Origin of the sequence: Gemmata obscuriglobus (assembly GCF_008065095.1) — a bacterium.
In the GTDB taxonomy this organism is placed as follows: Bacteria; Planctomycetota; Planctomycetia; order Gemmatales; family Gemmataceae; genus Gemmata; species Gemmata obscuriglobus.
The window spans coordinates 5,527,534-5,549,592 of the sequence record NZ_CP042911.1; the positions used below are offsets into that span (position 1 = coordinate 5,527,534).

18 protein-coding genes are annotated in these 22,059 nt (G+C 67.2%); 11 read left to right on the forward strand and 7 right to left on the reverse strand.

Annotated elements, in window-relative coordinates:
• Nucleotides 1-153 precede the first annotated feature (153 nt).
• Together GobsT_RS23210 and GobsT_RS23215 are read right to left on the reverse strand one after the other, a co-directional pair.
• Nucleotides 154-3,420: a DUF1553 domain-containing protein gene (locus tag GobsT_RS23210; RefSeq protein ID WP_010047665.1), complete on the reverse strand. Its 3,267-nt coding sequence runs from the start codon at nucleotides 3,418-3,420 to the stop codon at nucleotides 154-156.
• Between the two features lie 31 nt (nucleotides 3,421-3,451).
• Nucleotides 3,452-4,159, reverse strand: coding sequence for a GntR family transcriptional regulator (locus GobsT_RS23215; protein WP_010047667.1), 708 nt, complete (start codon nucleotides 4,157-4,159; stop codon nucleotides 3,452-3,454).
• A gap of 166 nt (nucleotides 4,160-4,325) precedes the next feature.
• On the opposite strand from GobsT_RS23215, the gene GobsT_RS23220 reads away from it, so the two are divergent.
• The 5 genes from GobsT_RS23220 (at nucleotide 4,326) to GobsT_RS23240 (ending at nucleotide 9,195) form a co-directional block, all read left to right on the forward strand.
• Nucleotides 4,326-5,942: an NAD(P)/FAD-dependent oxidoreductase gene (locus tag GobsT_RS23220; protein WP_010047668.1), complete on the forward strand. Its 1,617-nt coding sequence runs from the start codon at nucleotides 4,326-4,328 to the stop codon at nucleotides 5,940-5,942.
• A 115-nt stretch (nucleotides 5,943-6,057) separates the two neighbouring features.
• Complete coding sequence (locus tag GobsT_RS23225) at nucleotides 6,058-7,011, forward strand: DUF1559 domain-containing protein (protein ID WP_010047670.1); 954 nt, start codon at nucleotides 6,058-6,060, stop codon at nucleotides 7,009-7,011.
• A gap of 51 nt (nucleotides 7,012-7,062) precedes the next feature.
• Entirely contained in the window at nucleotides 7,063-7,506 is a 444-nt protein-coding gene (locus tag GobsT_RS23230; protein ID WP_010047673.1) for a hypothetical protein, read from the forward strand.
• A 272-nt stretch (nucleotides 7,507-7,778) separates the two neighbouring features.
• A complete protein-coding gene (locus GobsT_RS23235) occupies nucleotides 7,779-8,672 on the forward strand; it encodes a DUF1559 domain-containing protein (protein ID WP_010047675.1) in 894 nt (297 codons plus the stop codon).
• A 73-nt stretch (nucleotides 8,673-8,745) separates the two neighbouring features.
• Entirely contained in the window at nucleotides 8,746-9,195 is a 450-nt protein-coding gene (locus GobsT_RS23240; RefSeq protein ID WP_010047677.1) for a hypothetical protein, read from the forward strand.
• 59 nt (nucleotides 9,196-9,254) lie between these two features.
• On the opposite strand, the gene GobsT_RS23245 is transcribed toward GobsT_RS23240, so the two are convergent.
• From GobsT_RS23245 to GobsT_RS23260, 4 genes are all read right to left on the reverse strand, one after another.
• Nucleotides 9,255-10,550: a multidrug effflux MFS transporter gene (locus tag GobsT_RS23245; protein WP_010047679.1), complete on the reverse strand. Its 1,296-nt coding sequence runs from the start codon at nucleotides 10,548-10,550 to the stop codon at nucleotides 9,255-9,257.
• Nucleotides 10,551-10,720: 170 nt separating this feature from the next.
• Nucleotides 10,721-11,737 (reverse strand): acyl-CoA desaturase, encoded by a 1,017-nt coding sequence (locus tag GobsT_RS23250; RefSeq protein WP_010048698.1) that lies wholly within the window; start codon nucleotides 11,735-11,737, stop codon nucleotides 10,721-10,723.
• Nucleotides 11,738-11,881: 144 nt separating this feature from the next.
• Nucleotides 11,882-12,295 (reverse strand): RNA recognition motif domain-containing protein, encoded by a 414-nt coding sequence (locus GobsT_RS23255; protein WP_010048701.1) that lies wholly within the window; start codon nucleotides 12,293-12,295, stop codon nucleotides 11,882-11,884.
• A 568-nt stretch (nucleotides 12,296-12,863) separates the two neighbouring features.
• Nucleotides 12,864-13,901: an AAA family ATPase gene (locus tag GobsT_RS23260; protein ID WP_010048703.1), complete on the reverse strand. Its 1,038-nt coding sequence runs from the start codon at nucleotides 13,899-13,901 to the stop codon at nucleotides 12,864-12,866.
• 186 nt (nucleotides 13,902-14,087) lie between these two features.
• Here GobsT_RS23260 and GobsT_RS23265 point away from each other — a divergent pair, with 186 nt between their 5' ends.
• The 4 genes from GobsT_RS23265 to GobsT_RS23280 all read left to right on the forward strand — a co-directional run bounded on the left by GobsT_RS23265 (nucleotide 14,088) and on the right by GobsT_RS23280 (nucleotide 19,209).
• A complete protein-coding gene (locus tag GobsT_RS23265; RefSeq protein ID WP_010048706.1) occupies nucleotides 14,088-15,827 on the forward strand; it encodes an ArnT family glycosyltransferase in 1,740 nt (579 codons plus the stop codon).
• Nucleotides 15,828-16,184: 357 nt separating this feature from the next.
• The gene (locus GobsT_RS23270) at nucleotides 16,185-17,579 is read left to right on the forward strand and encodes a trypsin-like peptidase domain-containing protein (RefSeq protein WP_010048708.1); all 1,395 of its coding nucleotides are present in this window, start codon (nucleotides 16,185-16,187) and stop codon (nucleotides 17,577-17,579) included.
• Nucleotides 17,580-17,610: 31 nt separating this feature from the next.
• Nucleotides 17,611-18,075: a hypothetical protein gene (locus tag GobsT_RS23275; RefSeq protein ID WP_010048710.1), complete on the forward strand. Its 465-nt coding sequence runs from the start codon at nucleotides 17,611-17,613 to the stop codon at nucleotides 18,073-18,075.
• A gap of 372 nt (nucleotides 18,076-18,447) precedes the next feature.
• Entirely contained in the window at nucleotides 18,448-19,209 is a 762-nt protein-coding gene (locus tag GobsT_RS23280; protein WP_010048713.1) for a sensor histidine kinase, read from the forward strand.
• 96 nt (nucleotides 19,210-19,305) lie between these two features.
• Here the strand turns inward: GobsT_RS23280 and GobsT_RS23285 are convergent, their stop codons facing one another.
• On the reverse strand, nucleotides 19,306-21,003 hold the full coding sequence (locus GobsT_RS23285) for a glycosyltransferase family 39 protein (protein ID WP_010041853.1): 1,698 nt from the start codon (nucleotides 21,001-21,003) through the stop codon (nucleotides 19,306-19,308).
• 97 nt (nucleotides 21,004-21,100) lie between these two features.
• On the opposite strand from GobsT_RS23285, the gene arfB reads away from it, so the two are divergent.
• Both arfB and GobsT_RS23295 read left to right on the forward strand, forming a co-directional pair.
• Nucleotides 21,101-21,523: an alternative ribosome rescue aminoacyl-tRNA hydrolase ArfB gene (gene arfB, locus GobsT_RS23290; RefSeq protein ID WP_010041855.1), complete on the forward strand. Its 423-nt coding sequence runs from the start codon at nucleotides 21,101-21,103 to the stop codon at nucleotides 21,521-21,523.
• A 151-nt stretch (nucleotides 21,524-21,674) separates the two neighbouring features.
• Nucleotides 21,675-22,055 (forward strand): hypothetical protein, encoded by a 381-nt coding sequence (locus GobsT_RS23295; RefSeq protein WP_010035721.1) that lies wholly within the window; start codon nucleotides 21,675-21,677, stop codon nucleotides 22,053-22,055.
• Nucleotides 22,056-22,059: the final 4 nt, after the last annotated feature.

The following is a 22,059-nucleotide window of genomic DNA, read 5'->3' on the forward strand; positions in this document are numbered from 1 at the left end:
CCTCCGGGGCGGAAAACAAGGGAAAAGGCGAAAGTGTAAAGGCAACAGCTCTGCATCCTTTTTGCCTTTTGACTTTGCTCTTTTGCCTTGGTCTTTAGCACCCCGGAGGGGTCGCCGGACGTAGCACAGGGCGGAAGCCCTGTGCGGCCGGCATCACTTGTTCAGCACTTCGTCCAGGTTCATGAGTTGGTTCGCGAGCATCGTCCACGCCGCCAACTCGCTGGGGTCGAGCGCCGCGTTCGGCTTCGACTCCCCGAACGCGATCAGCTTCTTCGCGTCCTCGGGCTTCGCCTTGTAGTGCGCGCGCAGGTTCTTCAGCGTGTCCGTTACGATCGCCAGTTCCTCGGCCCGGAACGGCCGCGCCAGGAGCCGCCGCGCGACGAAGTCGATGCGGGCGTCGTCCGCCGGGTCCACGGCAAGCGTCTTCTCGGCGAACACCCGGGCGGCCTCGACGAACTGCACGTCGTTGAGCGTGAGCAGCGCGGCGAGCGGGGTGTTCGTGCGGTCGCGGCGCACGGTGCAGGTCTCGCGGTTGGGGGCGTTGAGCACCTCCATCGCGGCCGGCGGCGCGGCCCGCTTCCAGAACGTGTACATGCTCCGGCGGTACAGGCTCTCGCCGGCGTCGCGGCGGTAGTCGCGGGTGTTGGAGCCGATCATCGCCACCGCCTCCCACACCCCGTCCGGCTGGTACGGCTTCACCGACGCGCCGCCGATCTTCCGCACCAGGAGCCCGCTGACCGCCAACGCGTTGTCGCGGATCATCTCGGCGTCCATGCGGAACCGCGGGCCGCGCGACAGGAGCCGGTTGTCGCGGTCCTTGTCGAGCTTCTCCGGGGTCGTCACCGCGGCCTGACGGTAGGTAGCGCTGGTCACGAGCAGCTTGAAGAACCGCTTCACGTCCCAGTGCGACTGGAACTCCAGGGCCATCCAGTCGAGCAGCTCGGGATGGCTCGGCAACTCGCCCGCGATACCAAAGTCGCCGCTGGTGCGCACGAGGCCGGTGCCGTACAGCTCCTGCCAGAACCGGTTCACCGTCACGCGGGCGGTGAGCGGGTGCTCCTTCGACACCAGCCACTGCGCGAGCCCGAGCCGGTTGCGGGGCAGGTCCTTCGCCATCGCCGGCATCGATTTGGGCGTGTCGGCCTTCACCGGGTCCGCGCGCTTGTCGTAGTCGCCGCGGGTCAGGATGAACGCGGCGGGCTGGGTGTTCGGGCGCTCGTTCATCACGTGGGCGATGGTGCCGCGCGAGCGGATCGCCACCTCTTCGTCTTGCAGCTTCCGGTAAGCGGCGGAGAGGGCGCGGTACTCCTCGTCCTGCGACACCACCCACCACGTGAACAGCTCCTCGGTCTCCTGCGGGGTCCGCTTGTCGGCCGGCTTCGCGAGGATGTCCGCCGTGCGGCGCGAGCCCGCGAGCTGCTGGGCGTCGATGCCGGTGAACGGCCGGTCGTAGATGCGCAGGTCCTCCAGCGCGACGCCGGACACACGGGAGCCGCCGCTGCGCTGCCCGATCATGAACGGGACCGTCGTGCGGGTGGTGGACTTCAGCGTGTCGGTCTCCACGTCCTGCGGTTGCGGCTCGCCGTCGTAGTAGATCTTGATCCCGCCCGGCTTCCCAGTGCCGTCGTAGGCGACGGTGACGTGGGTCCACTTGTTGGGCTGGAGCGGCCCCTTCGCGACCACCTTCACCGCGTCCTGTGGGTAGGTGTTGATGACGTGCATGGCGATCCGGTCGTTCTGGATCCACACGTCCCAGCCGCGGTACCCGTTGCCCTCGTCCATCCGGGCCACGATCGCGCCGTTCTTCCCGCGGCCGTTGATCGACACCCACATCGACACCGCGAAGGGCTGTGAACGGTCGAAGTCGCCGACGTCCTTGAACTCGATCGCCTTACCAGGCTGGATGGTGAAGGCGCTCTTCTTGTCCTTCCCGTTGGCCCACGCGTACCCGGCGTCGAACGGCACCGTCCGCGGCTTCTCGCCGACGGTGACCGCGATCTCCTTCCCCTTGCCTTCCTTCAGCGGGGCGTGGAACACGAGCCCCTGGGTCGGGGGCTTGCCTTCGAAGTCCGCGGCCTTCGCCGACCGGAGCCACTCGGCGAACGGGACCTTCGCCGCGACCTTGCGGGCGTCCACCTTGGCCCGCGCCGCCGCCAGTTCCTTCGCCAGCGCGTCGAACCGCGGGCGGTCTTCCGACCGGGGCACGGGGATCACCGGCGGCGTGTTCGGGATGTTCCCGTCCATCACGGCCTGCGTGGTGTTGTTGAAGAACGCCGACAGCGAGTAGAAGTCCCGCATCGAGATCGGGTCGTACTTGTGGTCGTGGCACACCGCGCAACCGGTCGTCAGCCCCATCCAGACCTGCGACGTGGTTTCCGTGCGGTCGCGGGCGTACAGGACGACGTACTCCTCGGCGATCACGCCCCCCTCGTTGGTGGTGATGTTGCACCGGTTGAACCCGGTCGCGACCTTCTGATCGAGGGTCGGGTTCGGGAGCAGGTCGCCCGCGAGCTGGTCGATGGTGAACTGGTCGAACTTCTGGTTCGCGTTGAGCGCGTTAATCACCCAGTCGCGGTACGCCCAGACCTCGCGGAAGTTGTCGAAGTGGATGCCGTGGGTGTCGGCGTACCGGGCGTAGTCGAGCCAGTAGCGGCCGCGGTGCTCGCCCCAGTGCGGCGAGGCCATCAGCTTATCGACGTACTTCTCGTAGTAGTTCGCGTCCGTGTCGCTCACGAACGCCTCGACGTCCGCCGGCACCGGCGGGAGCCCGGTGAGGTCGAACGCGAGCCGCCGGGCGAGGGTGCGCCGGTCGGCCTCCGGAGCCGGCTTCAGCCCGGCCGCTTCGAGCTTCGCCAGCACGAACGAGTCAACCGGCGTCCGCACCCAGCTCGTGTCTTTCACCGCCGGGGTGGCGGGCCGGGCGGGGGTGATGAACGACCAGTGCGGTTGGTACTCGGCCCCGGCCTCGATCCACTTCGCGAGCAGCTTCCGCTGCTCCGGCGAGAGCGTCTTGTTGCTCTTGAGCGGCGGCATGAGTTCCTTCTCGCCGTCCGCGTGAATGCGCTCGATGAGCGAACTCTTGTCCGGCTTGCCGGGCACGATCGCGCCGGCCTCGATGGCCGCCTCGCGCAGGTCGAGCCGCAGCCCGGCCTTCCGCGACCCGCTGTCGGGGCCGTGGCAGGCGAAACACGTCTCGGCGAGGATCGGGCGGATGTCGCGGTTGTATTCGATGTTCCCCGGTTTCGCCGGCGCCGGGGCCGCCGCGACCGGAGCCGCCGCCGCGACCGGAGCCGCCGCCGCGACGGCCGGTTGTGGTTTCGGCGGCTGCGGATCGGCACTCGCGGGGGGGAGCGGCGCGACGAGCGCCGCACAGAGCACGGCGCACGCGGGCGGCAGCAGGTAGGAGAAAGGTCGTGGCATTAGCGCTACCTCGTTCGGAGGGACGAACGCGTCAAGACGGATCAAGGTTGGTGCTGACCTGCAGCCAGTATTTTACGCCACTACGAATGTGCGCAGTCATCGCGCGAACCGCAGCCCGGGGGTCGCGGGCGCGGAGCGCCTCGATGATCGCGAGGTGCTCACCGGCCTCCACCCCGAGGCGGTGGAAGTCGCTGCGCGCCTCTTCCAGGTCCCAGGTCACGTCGCGGAACGCTTGGTACAGGGTGCGCAGCCGGGCCAGTTCGGACTGCAGGAACCCATTCCCGCAGGCGGCACAGATGTAGTCGTGGAGGGTGTTGTCGAGGTCGCGGGCCACCGCCACCGCCTCCGGCCCGGGTGGGCGGGCCGCGAGAGCTCGGATGTCATCGGCGATGGCTGCCACCCGCACGGGATCGGCACGGCGTGCGGCCCCGCGGACGGCCTCGCACTCGAGCACCTTCCGCACCTGGAGCACCTCGCGCACATCGCGGGCCGTCACCTGCCGCACCACCGCCCCGCGGTTCGGGAGCAGGTTCACGATCCCGGACGTGCCCAGTTCGATCAGGGCCTCGCGGATCGGGGTGTGGCTCACCCCGAAGCGCTGGGCCAGTGCTTCGGTAACGAGCCGTTGCCCCGCTCGGTACTTGCCGTGGAAGATGTCGGTCAGGATGGCGCGAACCAGCGCCTGACGGCGCAAGCCGTGGTCAAAGGCCGGTTCGGAGGTCGTTGTCAGTTCCGGCATGGCAGGTCGGCGCCGGGTATAACGGGCTTACGAAGGCAGGAGTTCGACTGAGAGTGAATGCAGTTTACCCGGGGCATAACGGCACGACAACCCGATTCTGTAGAATCCCTCTCGTATGGTTCCTGGGCGCGGTGCGGGAACCGGGGCCGTTGCGTACAATCCCCTCATGTCGATTCGCGTTTCCAACTTGCGCCTCCCGGTCGATGAACCGGAGGCCGAACTACCGGTCCACCTCGCCCGCACGCTCGGCATCGGCCCGAGCGAGCTGGGACAATGGCGCATCGTCCGCAAGGCGCTGGACTTGCGAGACAAACGCCAGCTCCGGTTCGTCTACAATTTCGAGCTGAATCTGCCGGGCGACGAGCCCGCGGTCGTCGCCCGGGCGCGGGGCGGCGTACAAGTCGAGCTGCACCACGAGCCGCCATTCGCGATGCCGGCCCCGGGGCCGGCCCCCCTGCCCCACCGGCCCGTGGTGATCGGCTCCGGCCCGGGCGGGCTGGTGTGCGCGTACTTCCTCGCGCTCCACGGGTACCGGCCCATCGTGCTGGAACGCGGCACGAAGGTGAACGACCGCATCCGCGACGTGAAAACGTTCGACGGCGGCGGGGGGTTCGAGCCCGAGAGCAACTACCTGTTCGGGGAGGGCGGCGCGGGCACGTTCTCCGACGGCAAACTGACGTGCCGCGGCACCGGACCGGACGTGATCCGGGTGCTGGAACTGTTCGCGGAGTGCAAGGGGCAGCAGCCGGGCAAACCGAGCATCCTCTACTACCACCGCCCGCACCTGGGGAGCAACCGGCTCCCGGCGGTGGTGAAGGCGATCCGCCAGAAGATCGAGCACTTCGGTGGCGAGGTCCGGTTCCACACCCGGGCCGAGGACCTGGAGTTCGACGCGGCGGGGCTGAAGGGGGTAAACACCTCGTCGGGGTTCATCCCGGCGTCGGTCGCGGTGCTGGCGATCGGCCACAGCGCCCGGGACACGTACCGTATGCTGGCCCGCCGCGGCGTGCCCATGACGGCCAAGCCGTTCCAGTTCGGGGTGCGGATCGAGCACCGCCAGGAGGTGGTGAACGAGGTCCAGTTCGGCCCGCGGCACTCGAAGTACGAGGAGCTGCTGGGCAACGCCGACTACTCGCTGGTCGCGAGCGGGGGGCACGACCTGTTCACGTTCTGCATGTGCGCCGGCGGGCACATCATCCCCAGCGTCTCACAGGACGGGTACTTCTGTAGCAACGGGATGAGCCTCTCCAAGCGGGACTCGCCGTTCGCGAACAGCGGGCTCGTGGTGACCGTGCCGGTGGAGGCGTTCGAGGGCACGGACGTGCTCGCCGGGGTGCGGCTCCAGGAGAAGTACGAGGCGAAGGCCTTCGAGTTGGGGGGCGGGCGCGAGTACCGCGCACCAGTGCAGCGGGCGCGGGACTTCGTGCGCGGCGTCGCCACGACCGCCCGGCCGGAGTGCAGCTACCCCCGCGGGGTCACCCCCACGGACCTGCGGCAGGTGCTCCCGCCGCTCGTCGCCGAGGCGGTAAAACACGGGCTGCCGCAAATGGATCGCCGCTGGCACGGGCGGTTCCTCGCCGACGCCGTTCTTGTGGGACCTGAAGCGCGGGGCAGCTCGCCGGTCCGGATCGACCGCGACAACGACTCGCGCGAGTCGCCGGGCGTGCCGGGCCTGTTCCCGGTGGGCGAAGGGGCTGGGTACGCGGGCGGAATTGTTAGCGCCGCAGTGGACGGATTACGAACCGCACGGGCGATTGTCGGGAAATACGCAACTCTAAAATGAGAAGTTTGTCTGAATCTGTAAAGTGCTCTTCACTTCGGGCCGCCGTTGTTGTCTACTAACCACACGCGGCCCCACATATCTGACCCTCTCTGGCCGCAGCCTTCGGGAGACGCGCGTGCGTCACGACACACGTCGACGGGCTTTCACGCTCATTGAGTTACTCGTTGTCATCGCGATCATTGCGATTCTGATCGGTCTGCTGCTGCCGGCGGTGCAGAAAGTGCGCGAGGCGGCGGCCCGAATGAAGTGCCAGAACAACCTGAAGCAGTTGGGGCTCGCGTTCCACAACTACGCCCTGGTGAACAACGACAAGTTCCCGAACGCGTACCAGTTCGTTACCACCCCCACCCCGAACGCGCACGCCTGGGGCGTGTACCTGCTCCCGTACATCGAGCAGGACAACCTGTTCAAGCAGTACAACCTGAACACCATCTTCGCCACCGGCGCTAATGCCACCGTCGTCGCCACCCCGCTCAAAACCTTCCAGTGCCCGTCCGCACCGGGCGAGAACCGGGTCTACACATGCGTGCCGGCGCTCGCGTCCGCTTACGGCCTACCGTCGTTTCAGGCGGCGGTCAGCGATTACCACGTCATCACCGGCGTGATGGGGTCGCTGTGGAGCGTCGTGGCGGATCCGAACACGGGGGGCAGCCGCGGCGGGGTCCTGTCGGCCAACGCCCAGACATCCATTCTGGGCATCACCGACGGCACTTCCAACACGCTGCTGCTGGGCGAGATCGTTGGGAAGAATGACAAGTGGGTGCGTGGGCAGAAGACCTCGACCGCAACCGAGCAGGGCGGCGGCTGGGGCGACCCGTTCAGCGGAGAGAACTGGCTGAGCGGCTCGGACTCGACCGGCGCCACCTCCCCGGGTTCCTGCGTCGTGGGATGCACCAACAGCCAGCCCGCAGGGTCCACCGCCCGCGGGCTTTACAGCTTCCACTCGGGCGGCGTGAACGTGCTGCTGTGCGACGGTAGCGTCCGGTTCCTGACCTCCAGTGCGTCCGCGAAAACCGTTGTCTACTTGGTGACGAAGTCCAACGGCGAAGTGCTCCCGAGCGACTTCTGAGCGCCGCACGCACAGCGTCCCGTATCTCCTGTCTCGGTTGGAGTGACTTCGGTGCCTATTCGGTCGTTCCCATGCCGCCCCGCGATCATCCTGGTCGCGGTCGCCACTCTGCTCATCGCGTCCTGTGGCGGGCCGTCGCGCAAGCCTACCTACCCGACACAAGGGAAGTTGCTCATCAACGGGCAGCCGGCCGCGGGCGTGACCGTGTTTCTACACTCGCTCGATGCGACGGAAACGGAGCCGACGCGCCCGTTCGCGACCACCAAACCGGACGGCACGTTCAGCCTCACCACGACCGCCGCGGACGACGGCGCCCCGGCGGGCGAGTACGTGGTCACACTCCTTTACGAACCCCTCGAGTCGCCGCTGATGCGGGCGAACAAGGGCAAACCGCCGACCTTCGACAAGAAGTACAGCGACCCGAAGGCATCGCCGCTTCGGGTGACCATCCAAGCGAAGCCCTCGAACGAGCTAGCTCCGCTCGACGTGAAGTGAGCGCCTGAAGCATCACCCACCCGACGACGCCCACGTCCCTTCCTCGCGGCTCGGCGCCGCGTGTGCTTAACGAGCACGCGCGGCGCCGGGCCGCTTACGTTTCCCTCCCGGGCCGCCGCGCGAAGGCAGTTCCCGCTGCGGTCCGTGTCCGAATTGTGGAAGCGGTGAACGATCGAAGAAAATTGTGTTCGACACGCGCCCGCCCGTCGGTGTAGACTGCTGCCGCACACCGCCTTTGATCCCCGTGATCGTCTCCTCGCAAGGGTGTATCAATGTCTCGCTCCCGCCGCGGTTTCACGCTCATCGAGTTGCTCGTCGTCATCGCGATCATTGCCATCCTGATCGGTCTGCTTCTGCCCGCCGTGCAGAAGGTGCGCGAGGCCGCCGCGCGCATGAAGTGCTCCAACAACCTCAAGCAGATCGGCCTCGCGCTCCACAACTTCCACGACCGCAACGGCCGGCTGCCCACCTCCGAGTTCCACGACAACGGCTCCAACCCGGTGCGGTGGAACTGGCAGCCCAAGATCCTCGCGGACGTCGAACAGAACGCGGTGTACGCGCAACTGGACTTCAAGGTTCACGCCTGGCAGGGCAACAACTACGCGCTGCTCAGCAAGAAGTTCGGAATGTTCGTGTGCCCGTCGGACCCGTTTTCGGACGCGACGCGCGAGGAGGAGAGCTTCGCCGGGCCGACGTGGGTGCTGTCGCAGTCCGACTACGCCGCGTGCGCCGGCGACTACAAGAACAGCGGCGGGGTGGGCCAGTCCCCGGACTACGGGAACCTGAGCTACTCGAACCCGATGGCGCGGGGGGTCATGGCGCGGTGGGGCTGGTCGGCCCGGTTCGGCGACATCAGCGACGGCCTGTCGAACACCTACGCGGTCGGCGAGTGCGTCGGCGCGTTCTGCATCACCCAGAACTTCGCCGCCCAGTCCTGGGCCACCACGGCGTACCCGATCAACTACCAGAACAAGTCGCTGGCCGACAACCTGCCCACCCAGAGCACGCCCCGGTGGGACGAGTCCATCGGGTTCCGCAGCTTCCACAGCGGCGGCGCCAACTTCCTCCTGTGTGATGGCAGCGTTCGGTTCGTCACCGAGGGGATCGACGGGGCGACGTACCGCGCGTACGCCTCGCGCGCGGGCGGTGAAGCGCTCTCGAACTGAGTCCCACCCTGCACCGCGGCGGGTTCGGCCCCGCCCCCTTCCCTACCTCATCCCACATTCCGGATTCATCCGCATGGTTCGCTGCGCGCTGACGGCCCTCGTTCTGTGTTCGGCTCTCGCGGCCGGGTGCTCCGACCGGCCCAAGTTGGCGAAGGTGAAAGGCACCGTCACCCTCGACGGCAAGCCGCTGCCGTATGGCACCGTCACCTTCGAGGCGAAAGGGTACCGGTCCGCGACCGGCAAAATCGTTAACGGCGAGATCACCAACGTGACCACCTACGACGCGGGTGACGGCGCGCCGGTCGCCTCGCACCGGGTCGCCGTAACCGCGAACGCCGAACCCGGACCGGCGGTCGTCGCCAACCCGGGCGAAGGGAAGGCCCCGAAAGCCGACTACATGAGCGGCAAGTCGCTGATCCCGTCCGGCTACAACGACCCGACCACGTCCGGTCTGACGGCGGACATCGTTGCGGGCGAGAACAGCGTCGAGTTCAAGCTCTCGTCCGCCGGCCCAAAGAAATGACGAACGGGCCGGGGCAAACAGAGCCGGCCCGTTGATCCTACAGTCCTCCACTCACCCGCTCACGGTGCGCTCGACGGGCAGCACCGCGCTTCGGCCAGTTCGTTCTCCTCTGCCGACGCGTCGTGCGCGGCCGGCGCGACCGGCTCCGGGTGTTCGATCACCGGAGTCGCTTCGGCCCGCTTTCGTCCCACCACCAAGATCGCTAGCCCGATCGACGCCGTGGTGCCGAAAATGGCGACGATTGGGACCTGATTGTTTGGCTCGACGGCACCGATCGCCATCGAGATCACCGCACCGGTCCCGAGTTGGAAAAATCCCAGCAAGGCCGACGCACTGCCGGCGTTCTTGGAGAACGGCGCGATCGCCAGCGCGGAGGCGTTCGGGTTCGTGACCCCGACACAACACAGGAAGGCGAACAGCACTGCCAGCGTGCCGTACAGGTCCAGCCAGCCCGCCACCGTGCCGGCCAGGAACAGCCACCCGAAAACGACCTGAGCAGTCAAAAATCGGCGGAACAGGACCTCACTCGGCCAGTAGCGGAGCAGCGCGACATTGAGTTGGCTCGCCCCAATGAACCCGCCCGCCAGCAGGGCGAAGATCAGGCTGTACGTCTTCCCGTCCACGCCGAACCCGTCCCTGAACAGAATCGGAGACCCGGCCACGAACGTGAACAGCCCGGCGAACGAAAACGCCCCGGCACCGGCGAACGTGTGGAACCGCGGGTGCCGCAGAATGGACCCGTACTCGGACAGGATCGGCCCCGGCCTCAGCGAAATGTCGCGGTCCGGCTTGTGCCCTTCGGGCAGCAGCGTGACCACCAACGCCAGGATTCCCGCCACCACAACTGCTAGCGCCAGAAACGCGGCCGGCCACCCGCCCGCTTCAATCACCAAGGTTCCCACGGTCGGGGCCAGCAGCGGGGAAACCGCGATGAACAAGAACAGCCGGGACAGCACCCGAGCCGCTTCCTTACGCGGGAAGAAGTCCCGAACCATCGCGACCGACGCCACCTGCGCCACGCACCCGCCCAGCGCCTGCACGAACCGGAGACCGATCAGCGTATACACGTCCGGGGCAAATGCGCACCCGACTGAGGTGACGATGAACAGCACCAGCCCGACCACGAGCGGCGGCTTCCGGCCGAACCGGTCCAGCAGCGGCCCGTACACAACCTGCCCGAGCGCGAGCCCGATGAAATAGCTCGACAGCGTGAGCGCGATCGTCGTGCTCGGCACGCCGAAACCGGTTGCCAGTTCGGGGAACGCCGGCAGGTACATATCAATGGCGAACGGACTCACGACGCTGAGCGCGCCGAGCAGCGAGATCACGAACAAACCGGAACGCTTTGCGGGCACGATCGGCACCTTCCTGACAAAACAACGGGCGGCACAAGTTGGTCCGGGAGATAGTGCCACAGTCTGAAGGGTCTTACAGAGTCCGCACAGCTTCACGAAACGGGTGCGGGGGAGGACGGGCCAGTGCCCGTCCTCCCCCGCACCCGTTGTTTACGATCCCGAAGGCGATGTCAGGACGCGGCGCCGGTGGCCCGGAGCGGCGTTTCGGCGCGGGCGAGCAGTTCGCCGCGCGACGGCAGCCGCACCTTCCACGCCAGCCCGAGTCGGGACATCGTCCAGATGATGATCCAGCTAATGTCGAACTGCCACCACTTCAGCCCGTGGCGGGCCGACAGCGGGAACGCGTGGTGGTTGTTGTGCCAGCCCTCGCCGAGGGCGGCGATGCCCACGAGCGGGTTGTTCCGGCTCTCGTCGCCCGAAGCGTATGGCTTGGTGCCCCACAGGTGGCAGATCGAGTTGACGCTCCACGTGGCGTGGTGCCCGAGGAGGATGCGGACCAGGCCGCCCCAGATGAAGCCGGTCAGCGCGCCGTGCTCGCCGCCGAACGCGTAGCCGATCGCGGTCGGCACCAAGAGGCCGAGGACCGCCCACAGCGGGAACAGGTTGCTCACCGTGCGGATCAGTCGGCTCTTGCGCCAGTCGCCGGCGTAACGGGCCAGGTTGTCGGGCATCGGCGCGAACGCCCACCCGATGTGCGAGTGCCAAAACCCTTTCATCCAGCCCAGCACGCCGCGGTCGTGGGGGTAAGGAGAGTGCGGGTCGCCGTCTTTATCGCTGTGCTGGTGGTGGAGCCGGTGCCGGCCGACCCAGTCGAGCAGCGGCCCTTGAAGGGCCATCGAACCGAGCACCCCGAACACCGCCTGAATCGGCCCAAAGGTCTGGAACGAGCGGTGCGTGAACAGCCGGTGGAAACCGACACTGATGCCGAGCATGGAGGCGAGGTACATGCCGACGAGCAGACCAAAGTCGACCCACGTGAAGTAGCCCCAGCCCCAGGCCAGGACGATACCCGTAATGAGGCCCGCGAGGGGAACGGTTACGCCCACGAACGTGGTGAGCCAAGAGTACACGATCCGGAGCCGGCTGAACGTCTGCTGCGGCGGGGGGAGAATAGCCTCGGGTGCCACGTCGACCGGCGCGGTTTGGTCCGGCTGGGCCAGTCGCGTGCTGCTTGACGGAGTAGGCAAGCTTCAGGTTCCTGCGTTGAAAAGTGAAGGGCGCGGGACGCCGGGGCGAGTACTCCCGACGTGCAGCGCCCCGGATCGCGGGCGAAGAGAGGGCGGCGACTGGCACCGCCCCGAAGTCGAAATTGTATTGCTTTTGCCGCGGGCTTAGTACCGTCGACCGCCGCCGCCACCACCGTAGCCGCCGCCGCCACCACCGTAGCCGCCGCCGCCACCACCGTAGCCGCCGCCGCCACCACCGTAGCCGCCGCCGCCACCACCGTAGCCGCCGCCGCCGCCACCGCGACGACCGCCGCCGCCACCACCACCGCCCTCCTTCGGCCGGGCCTCGTTGACCGTCAGCGGACGGCCCTCAATGACCTGCCCGTGCATGCCGCTGATCGCGGCCTGGGCCTCTTGGTCGCTCCCCATCTCGACGAACCCGAAGCCCTTCGAGCGGCCGGTGTCGCGGTCCATGATGACCTGCGCCGAAACGACGGCCCCGTACGGGGTGAACATCTCCTGGAGCATGGCGTCAGTGACACCCCAGCTCAGGTTGCCGACGTACAGTTTCTTACCCACGACGAACTCTCTCCCGCGGCCCGGTCCGGCCGCTACTGTCTCTGCTACCCGCGCGGGACCGCGGCGGTGACGAACGAACTGGTGGTCTGACCTACCACCGGCAACACCTGTCGGGCGATCCCGGTCACTGCGACCGCGGACTCTTCGATCGGGAGAAGCAGCGTTCGGCGTCGACCAACGGGACACCCCCGTTGGTTGTGGTAGACTCTATCAGTCCGCGACGCCGGTTGCGCGACATTTCCCAGAATCTTGTTACCGACACACCGATTTCTGCTCAACTTTGCGGGGGGCTGTCACATGCTCCTGACGCAACGCTGGTAACAGGGACGGGGCGATGAATCGTTCTCGTCCCAAATCGGAGAAATTTATCCGGCTTCGTCACAGATCCCTTCGACTCCCACAACACGGAAGAAGCCGTTTCCGCTGCCAATCAGTTCACAAGGGCGTGAGAACCGAACGTTTCAGTGACCTTCCCGCCATGCACGGCGGAACCGCCGGATTTCAAACGCCGACGTCACACCGTTTTTGGCGTGCTGGTGCCGGCCAGCACACGCGACACCCGCGTGGATTAAGCGTCACCAAGATATTCGGGCACCTTGGTCCGCAGGTGTTCGATCTCCTGGTGCGTTTCACCCAGGTACGCGAGCAACCGCAGGTCGTCTTTGGTAACGGCCCCGCCGCTGAACAGCCACGACCGCACCCGGAACAGTTTGTACAGTTTCACCAGCTTGCGGTCGCTGATGAAGATCTTGTCCTCGCGCACAAGGGTTTTCACCAACCGCTGGAACTCTTTGAACACGTCCGCCGGGAAGAACTTCTTGCGGTCGTTCTCGTCCTCGCCGCGCCCGTCGCCGGTTTTCCGGGAGAACAGGTGCGTCATGTACCGGTTGGCCTTCAGGAAGTCGTCGAGCGTGGCGTGCCCTTCGATCCACGGCTTCTGGTTGAGGCCCTTGTGCGCCTCGCCCTGGAGCCCGGCGTCGATGAGTTCGGCGAAGTACTCCTCCTGCACGCTGCGGCTCTGAATCTTCAGCACGAACCGGTCTTTGAGCGCCGCAAGTTCGCCCTGCTCGGGGATCTCGTTGGTGGCGGCGAACATGATCCGCAGCGGGACCGGTTCGGGCTTGCCCTCCTGGTAAAACTTCTTCTCGTTGATGATGGTCAGCAGGATGTTCAGGATCGCGGAGTTGGACTTGAAGATCTCGTCGAGGAACACGAGCTTCGCCGAGGGGAGTTTGCCCTCCTTGCGGCGGATGTACCTCCCGTCGCGCAGCTCCTTGATGTCGATCGCCCCGATGATCTCGCTCGGCTCGGTGAACCGGGTGAGCATGTACTCGAAGTAGTCGCCCTGCTCGATGCCGAGCGCGTCCTTGAACTTCACCACGATGTCGGACTTGGCGGTGCCGGGCGGCCCGACGAGCAGGAGCGGCTCCTGCGCGATGGCGGCGACACACATCAGGTCGATGATCTCCTGCTTGTTCACGAAGAACCGGCCGAGCGACTCCCGGAAGCGGTTAATACGCTTGCGGATCGTTTCGGCCTCGGCCTGGAGGTCGTTGAGCGACAGCTCTTCGGGGTTCACGGTCGGGGCTTTGGCGGCAGGGGGCATGTGTCGGCGGTTCCCTGTTGAGTGACCGGCGTTTCGGTTAGGGGAATCATAAGTGGTTTCCCGGCCCGTGGGAAGCTCGGAGGGGGAGCCGGGAAGCTCGGGGTGCGTGGCGATTCGGGTTGACGGGTTCGACCCGAGGGTTTATCGACTCTCGTTCGAGTTGCGCCTTTGCGGGTGGGAGTCGCGATGGTACCAGGGTTGAACGCGGTCGGCGTGCGGGTGCCCGCCGGTGCCGGGGGTTCCGGGCCGGCCGTGGCCCGCCTTTCGGACCGCACGTGCCGGCGGCTCGCCGGCGGGCTGATCGTCCTGTCGGTGCTGTTCCACCTGGGCTACCTCGCGACCAACTGCCCGCTGGACCTCTCCCCGGACGAGGCGCATTACTGGCAGTGGTCCCGGCACCTCGCCTGGAGCTACTACAGCAAGGGGCCGCTGGTCGCGTGGCTGATCAGGGCGTCCTGCGAGCTATTCGGCCCGCTGAGCGAACAGCTCACCGGGTCGCTGATGCCGGCGGTACGTCTGCCGGCGCTCGCGTGCCACGCGCTCCTGCTCTGGGGCTGGTACGTCCTCACGCTCAGCACCCTGAAAAGCCACCGGGCGGCGCTCGCCACGGTCGCCCTGGCGCTGACGCTCCCGCCAGTGGTCGCGGGCGCGGTGCTGATGACCATCGACCCGCCGTTCCTGGCGTGCTGGTGCTGGGCTCTGGTCGGCGTGTGGAAGGCGCTACAAACGGGACAAAGCGACCTCCCCGCCGGCCCCCTCCCTTCAGCGAGCCAGCCGGGGGGGCGGTTCTTCGCGCTCCGCTGGTGGTTGCTCGCGGCGGTGTGTTCGGCCCTCGGGGTGCTGGCAAAGTACCCGATGGTGCTGCTCCCGTGCGCGGTGTTCGGCTACCTCTTGTTCACCCGCCGCACGGAACTGAAGCGCCCCGGGTTCTGGGTGTTCGTCGCCGGCTCGGCGGCGGGTCTGGTCCCGGTCTTTGCGTGGAACGCCGCGAACGAGTGGGTGACGTTCCGGCACGTCGGGACGCAGGCCGCCGGTTCGAGCGGCAGCGGGGTCCGCTGGTTCGGGCCGCTCACGTTCCTCGTCGGGCAGGCCGGGTTCCTGATCGGCGTGTGGTTCGCGGTGTGGGCGCTGGCCGCGTGGAAGTACCGCCGAACGGCCGACCCGGCGCTCGGCTTCCTCTGGTGGACGTCCGTGTCCGTGTGGGGCGTGTTCGCGGTCGCGAGCCTGAAAGCGAGCGGACAGGTGAACTGGCCCGCCGCGGCCTACGTCAGCGGGTTCGTGCTGTGCGTGGCGTGGACGCGCGAGCAACTCGCCGGCGCGTACCACAAACCCGTTTCGCGCCTCGTGAGCGCCGGCGTCGCGGTGGGGTTGGCCCTCTCGACACTCGTTCACTTCCCGGGCCTGATGCGCGGGGCACTCGCGTCCGTCGCCGGCCCGGCCGCGGACCCGACCGCCCTGACCGGCAACGCCACCCCTATCCGCAAATTCGATCCGACCGCCCGGCTCCGCGGCTGGCGAACGCTCGGCGCGGAGGTGGACGCGATCCGCGACCGTGTGCGCGACGAAACGGGTCAGGACCCGCTGGTAGCAGGGACCGTGTGGAACCTTCCCGGCGCGCTCGGGGTGTACTGCAAGGGGCACCCGGAGACGTACTCCTTCGGGCTGGCGATGGCCGACCGGCACTCGCAGTACGATGTGTGGCGCCCGAATCCGATCGCCGACGCGCAAGAGTTCAGAGGGCGCACGTTCGTGTTCGTGGGGGACGGACTCCCCGCCGACACCACGGTCTTCGAGCGATTAGAGCTCGCGAAAATCGTGACCTACCGCGAAGAAGGCGTTCCGGTGTCGGTCTGGTGGGTGTGGGTCGGACACGGGTTCCGCGGCTTCCCCGAGCCGCAAGCTCTCTCCGGCCGCCCGCGGTACTGAGCCGCTGACGCGGATCACGCTAACCCGGTGAACTTTGTGGGCACAGTCACGACGGCGCAAGGGTGTGTGGTGTCGTGTGGGTCGTGCGCCTTCGCGTGGGCGCGGGCCTGCGACGTATCGGATTACGAGCGCCAGGCGCTGGAATCGCGCCCCTGTCCGGGGTGCGGGGCGTACACCCTGAGTTGCTCCGATCCCCGCCCCCAGCCGACGCGGCGCAAGCCGCGAAACACCGCCCGCCCAGCCCGGGCCGCCTGAAATCGCACTTCGACGACTCCAACGGGAACGCCGGGTTCAGATGAACCCGGCGTTCCTGCATTTGGTAGAATGGGGCACGACCTTGCACCGCGGAGTTGGGCCATGAGAACCGGACGCGCGCCGCTCGCCCTCGGGTGCCTCGTATTGGGGCTGTTCGGTGGGCTCTTCGCCGCCCAGCAACTCGTGGGTCAGCCGCCGCCGGTTCCGAAACTCGACCCGCCACTCCCCGGGCGCGAGTGGCAGTCGTTCGCCCCTGTTGTGAAGCGCGTGCTGCCGGGCGTGGTGTGCATTGAAGGCAAAGGCCGGCCGAAGCGCGCCGTGGGCGAAGACACGGATCCCGGGTTCGGCTCCGGCGTACTCATCAATGCGTCCGGAAGCGTTCTCACCAACAACCACGTCGTCAGCGACCTGGAATCGGTGGACGTGACGCTTCACGACGGCCGCAAGTTCACCACCAGCGACATCCGACGCGACCCGAAAACGGACCTCGCGCTCGTGAAGATCGAATCGAAAGCCCCCCTGCCCTTCCTCGAGCTGGCCGACAGCGACGAGATGGAAGTCGGTGACCGCGTGCTGGCGGTCGGTGCCCCGTTCGGGCTGACCGGTTCGGTGACAAGCGGAATCGTCAGCGCGAAAAGCCGCAACAACCTGAAGCTGAACCAGTTCGAGGATTTCCTCCAGACGGACGCCGCGATGAACCCGGGTAACAGCGGCGGCCCGCTCGTCAACCTGGACGGAAAGGTGATCGGCCTCACCTCCGCGATCAAGACCCGCACCGGCGGGTTCCAGGGCGTCGGGCTCGCGGTTTCGAGCAACCTGGCGAAGAAGATCGCCGCCGACCTGCTGAAAACCGGCGTGGTGAAGCGGTCCTTCTTCGGCGTTACCGTCCGCGACCTCGACGCCGAAACCGCGAAGAGGGCCGGGGCGCCGTCCACGAACGGCGTGGCAGTAACCTCGGTGCTCGACGAATCGCCGGCGGCCAAGGCCGGTGTGGTAGCGGGGGACGTGATCACAAAAATCAACGGCGCGCCGGTCAAAGACCCGCGCGACCTCCAGCGGATCACCACCGCGCTTCCGGCGGGTCAGGTGGTGGATGTGCTGCTGTGGCGCGAGGGGAAGTTTTACATCGGAAAGGTCACAATCGAGGAGGAGCGGGCGGCCCTGAAGCCCGAAGCGCCGGCGGCGCCCGCGGTGAGCGGCGCGACCGCCGAAACGGTGGGCGTGACGGTAACCGAGCTGACCGCCGAAGCGGTCAAGCGGAACGGCTGGCCCCAGGGGTTGAAGGGCGCCATCGTCACGGACGTGAAGCGCAACAGCTTGGCTGAAATGGCCGGGCTCGGGCGCGGCGCGATCGTGCTCAAAGTGGACAAGACGCCCGTCACCACGGCCGCAACGTTCGACGCCGCGCTCCGCGCCGCCAGCATCGAGAAAGGGGCACTGCTCCACGTACTGAAGCAAAACGGCGACGTGGACTTCCTCGTCTTGAAGTTGAAATAGCTCGCGCCTCACCGTTCGCCCGGAGCGCCCGATGGTCCCACTTCCGACACTCGACGCACTCGATCTGGTCACGATCCCGACACCATGCACGGTGCCCTGGGACCAGATGAGCGGGGACTCCCGCACGCGATTCTGCGACCAGTGCCGGAAAAACGTCCACGACGTGAGCGAACTGACCCGCGCCGAGGCCCTTGACCTGCTGTCCGCAAGCGACCGGTCGCCGTGCCTGCGGGTCTACCGACGCCCCGACGGACGCGTCCTCACCGCCGACTGTTCCACGCCCCGGGAGCGGATCTGGAAGTGGCTCGACCGCCGCTCCCAGTGGGCCGCAGCCCTGTTCGCGCTGCTGTTCTTCACGGGCTGCGACATGGTGGGAGCGCCCAAGTGCTCGACGGGCGAAGCCGCACCACCCGGGGCGCCGCAACCAGTCGCGCCGGTCGTTACCGACGGCGCCGTGAGCATTGCCCTCGGTGCGGCGGAAGCCACCGAGAGATAGCGGCAAATTAAATATCGAACGTTACATAATCTTAATTACGAACCAAGAGCCTTTCCCCAGCTTGCCCATGCAGGGAGAACGGCACTCCGCCACATCTCCTTGTGAAGAGCCTCACAGCGCATCCTGGCACCACAAGCTCTCCAAACACCTGAGCGACAGGAAGAAAACTGAAACGAAACTGCCCCGGAAGCGATTCAGGCGCGCGGAACAGTTCCGATTATGCGCTTCGTATGAAGTGCTCTCACCGGCACGGACGATACCTGTGCTGAGCGGTGCCACGCCACGCCGACGCCTCGGTTCACGAGGGGCGCTCCGGCAAATCGAGGCGGCCGCGCGACCGAGCGGTGGGTGCGGGTGATGGGAGGCGAACCGATGACGAGTGAAGACGTGCTGGCCCCGGTGAGCGAGACCGAGGCCCTGCGGCAGCAGTTGTTGCAGGCCCAGCGGCTCAGCAGCGTCGGGGAACTGGCGTCGAGCATCGCCCACGAATTCAACAACATCCTCACCACCATCATCAACTCGGCCAAGCTGGGCAGCCGCAGCCCGGACGTGGCCGAAAAGCAGATCGCGTTCGAGCGCATCGTGAAGGCCGGCCAGCGGGCCGCCGCCATCGCCGGCGGGATGCTCGGGTTCGCCCGCAAGAGCGGCACCCACCGCCAGAACTGCGACGTGGCGCGGCTCGTCGAAGAGGTCCTGATCCTGACCGAAAAGGACCTGTCGAAGAACCGCGTTCACGTGGAAACGAAGTTCCACGCCCGCCCGGTGGCGTGGGTGGTGCCCGGTCAGATCGAGCAGATCCTCGTGAACTTGGTTCTGAACGCGCGGCAGGCGATGCCGAACGGCGGCCGGCTCAAGATCGAGGTGCGCGACAGCCTCGACGCCGACACGGTCGAGATCAAAGTGGCCGACACCGGCGTGGGCATCGCCCCGGACCAGTTGCGCCTGATCTTCGAGCCGTTCTTCACCACGAAGCAGCCCGACGAGTACGGGCGCGGCGGCACCGGGCTGGGGTTAAGTGTGTGCCGCCAGATCATCGAACAGCACCACGGCCGCATCCGCGTCGAGAGCGTCGCCGGTAAGGGCTCCACGTTCACCGTGAAGCTCCCGAAGCGGCTCACTGACGACCCCGAGTAAAGCGGAGTGCGGAGCGCGTAACGCCCGGCCGCAACCACAGGAACGATGCTTGTGGTTGCGGCCGGGCGTTACGCGCTCCGTTTACCATTCCGCCTTTTATTCGGTCCCGCGCGCCCCACCCGCGACGGCGCTGGCGGTACCGTAAACCAGTTGCCCGACGGACCGTATCCGAACGACGTGAATGACCGCCTCGTCCTCCGACACGTTTTCGGGCCAGTGGTACACCACCGAGCTGTTCGGCTGCGCGGCCAGTTGATTGGCCTCGGAGAGTACGGGCAACCGCGAGTGCGGCGTGCGCGCGTTGTTCTCTTTCACGATGTACGTCGCGCTCGAGAACTCGGGGTTGTACCCCGACGGGCGGTACAGGGCGCGGCCGGAGTACCACGCCGCCCAGCAGAACGGATCAACGAGTGCCTCGTCCGACCTCAGGTTGGCCGCGAGCCACCGCCCCGCGTGCTTGTGGCCCTCGCGGTTCGGGTGCATCGGCTTCAGTGCAAACGGCAGCGCCCCGATTACCAAAGCGACCAGCAGCGTGGCGGCGGTGACCCGCACCCCGAACCGCTCGACGCGCGGGAACACCTGCCCGATCGACGCCGCGAGTAGCGGCAACCCGGCGGCAGCCAACTGGCACGCGAGCAGCGTCAGCAGAACGGTGTGCCGCTCCGACACGTACCCCACCCGGGCCGCAAGGTACAGCAGCACAGTCAGGTTGCACGCCGCGAGCACGAGCAGAACCCACGGCCCGGGCTCGGCCACCAACTTCCGACGCAGGGCGAGAACCGCGAACACCGCCAGTGGCCACACGACGTAGTTGGCGCCCTTGCTCACTTCCTTGAACACGGCGTTGACGGCCCACACGTTCTGGGACTGCCCCGAGTCGCGGGCGTCGTTCCACCACTCGGCGAACAGCGGCCCGGACGGCGCGGCCGGCACCGCGTTCGCGCCGCGATAGACCGGTTGCGGCGGCGCGAGCAGGTTCAACATCTGGCCCGGTGACGGCTTGTTGGTGAGTTTGCCGATCAGGGCCATGTACGGCACTGCGACGAGGCAGACCCCGACAAACAGCGCGGCCAGTCGCCCCAGCGCAATGTCGCGCGGCCACCGGCGAATCAACCCGAGCCAAAACACCACGGCCGCCGGGCCGGTGAACAGCATCAGCCCTTCGGGCCGCACGAGGTAGCTCGCGCCGATGGCGAGCCCGCACAGTAGGAAGCTGCTGATCCGCGGCGTCGTGACCGCTCGCACCGCGAAAAAGAGCGCGGTCGCGGTCGCGAGCAGGTACACGCCCTCGGTGAGGCCGTCGCTGGTGATCCGGGCCGGCACCGGGAGCACCTGGAACAGCAGCGCCGCCGCGAACCCGACGTTACGACTGAACAGCAGCCGGCCGATGAGATAAGTTGGAACCACGAGCAGCACCGCGGCCAGTGCGTTCGCGAGCTGGGCGGAAAACAGGGCGCGGTCCGCCACCGGGGCGGTTGAGACGAGGCTGACCGCCTTAAATGTCCCCCAGATGACGAGCGGGTAACCCGGCGGGTGCTCGGACTCGCGGACGAGATCGATCGCGGTCTTCGCGCGCTCGCCCGGCCCCACCGGCACCGCCGACGGGGTCTCGTAGCAGAGCGTTTGACGCGCGAACCCGAGGCTGTCCCGGGCGGTCAGAGCCGTGTGTGACATCAGCCACACGTGGACGGACAAGGCGACCGCTGCGAGCACGGCCAACCGCAGGTAGTCCGGCCCGAACAGCGTGCGCTTGGGGGCGACAGATTCGAGCCGCGCGCCGACTGAGGCACTCATACCGTTTCGCTCCTGGTAATGTGCGCAATCCGCGCGCCCGCGGACAATAAGACAAACGGCGCCGGCCCGTCAAGCCGGAGCGGCCCCCGAGGACCCCATGCTCCCGATCACCGACACCATCAGCATCGCGGACGACGAGTTCGAGTGGAGCTTCGCGCGGTCCGGCGGCCCGGGCGGGCAGAACGTGAACAAGGTGGCGTCAAAGGCGGTGCTCCGCTGGAAGGCGGCCGCGACGGCGGCCGCGATTCCGCCCGGCGCAAAAGCACGCATGCCGGTACTCTTCCCGAGCCGGTTCACGACCGAGGGGGACGTGGTCATCCAATCGCAGGCCACACGCGATCAAGAGCGGAACAAGGAGGATTGCCTGTTGAAGCTGGCCGAGATGGTGCGTGCCGCGCTCGTCGAACCCGTCGTGCGGAAGAAAACGAAGGTGTCGAAAGGGGCCAAAAAGCGCCGGGTGGCCGACAAGCGCCGGAACTCCGAGAAGAAACAGGCCCGCCGCGCCGGCGGGGACGACTGAATGCGTGAAAAGGCGGACACGTCAACGGCATCGGTCACAGTGGGAGGGCAAGGAGGTCACGCCACGGTTTGCAGTAGGCCTTGCGGTCCTCGGGGCACGGGATAGGAAAAGCGCGGGGCGATTTCGCCGCAACTCTCGTGCGGGGCGAGTCATGAGCACACCGCGTTTCACGGCCGAGGAACTCGACCGCCTTCGAGCACTGGCGGCGGAGTGGGGCAAAATCGTTTCCAAGCGGGCGTTCGGGGACGACGGGCCGGGATTGGACGTGGACTTCCGGACGATGGAGCAGATCGCCACCGCGGCGGCACAAGGGCTCACCGAAGGTGCCCTCCAGCAGATGCTCCACCAGCAGGCCCGGAAGGTGCCCGAACAGGTTCCGTGTCCGGTGTGTGGCGAGCCGTGCCCGACCCGACCACACACCCGCACCCTGGCGGCCCAAGGGGCCACGGTTCAACAGGCCGAACGGATCGCCCATTGTCCCGCCTGCCGGCGGGACTTTTTCCCCCCTGCGGCTGGCCCTCGGGCTGGATGAGCAC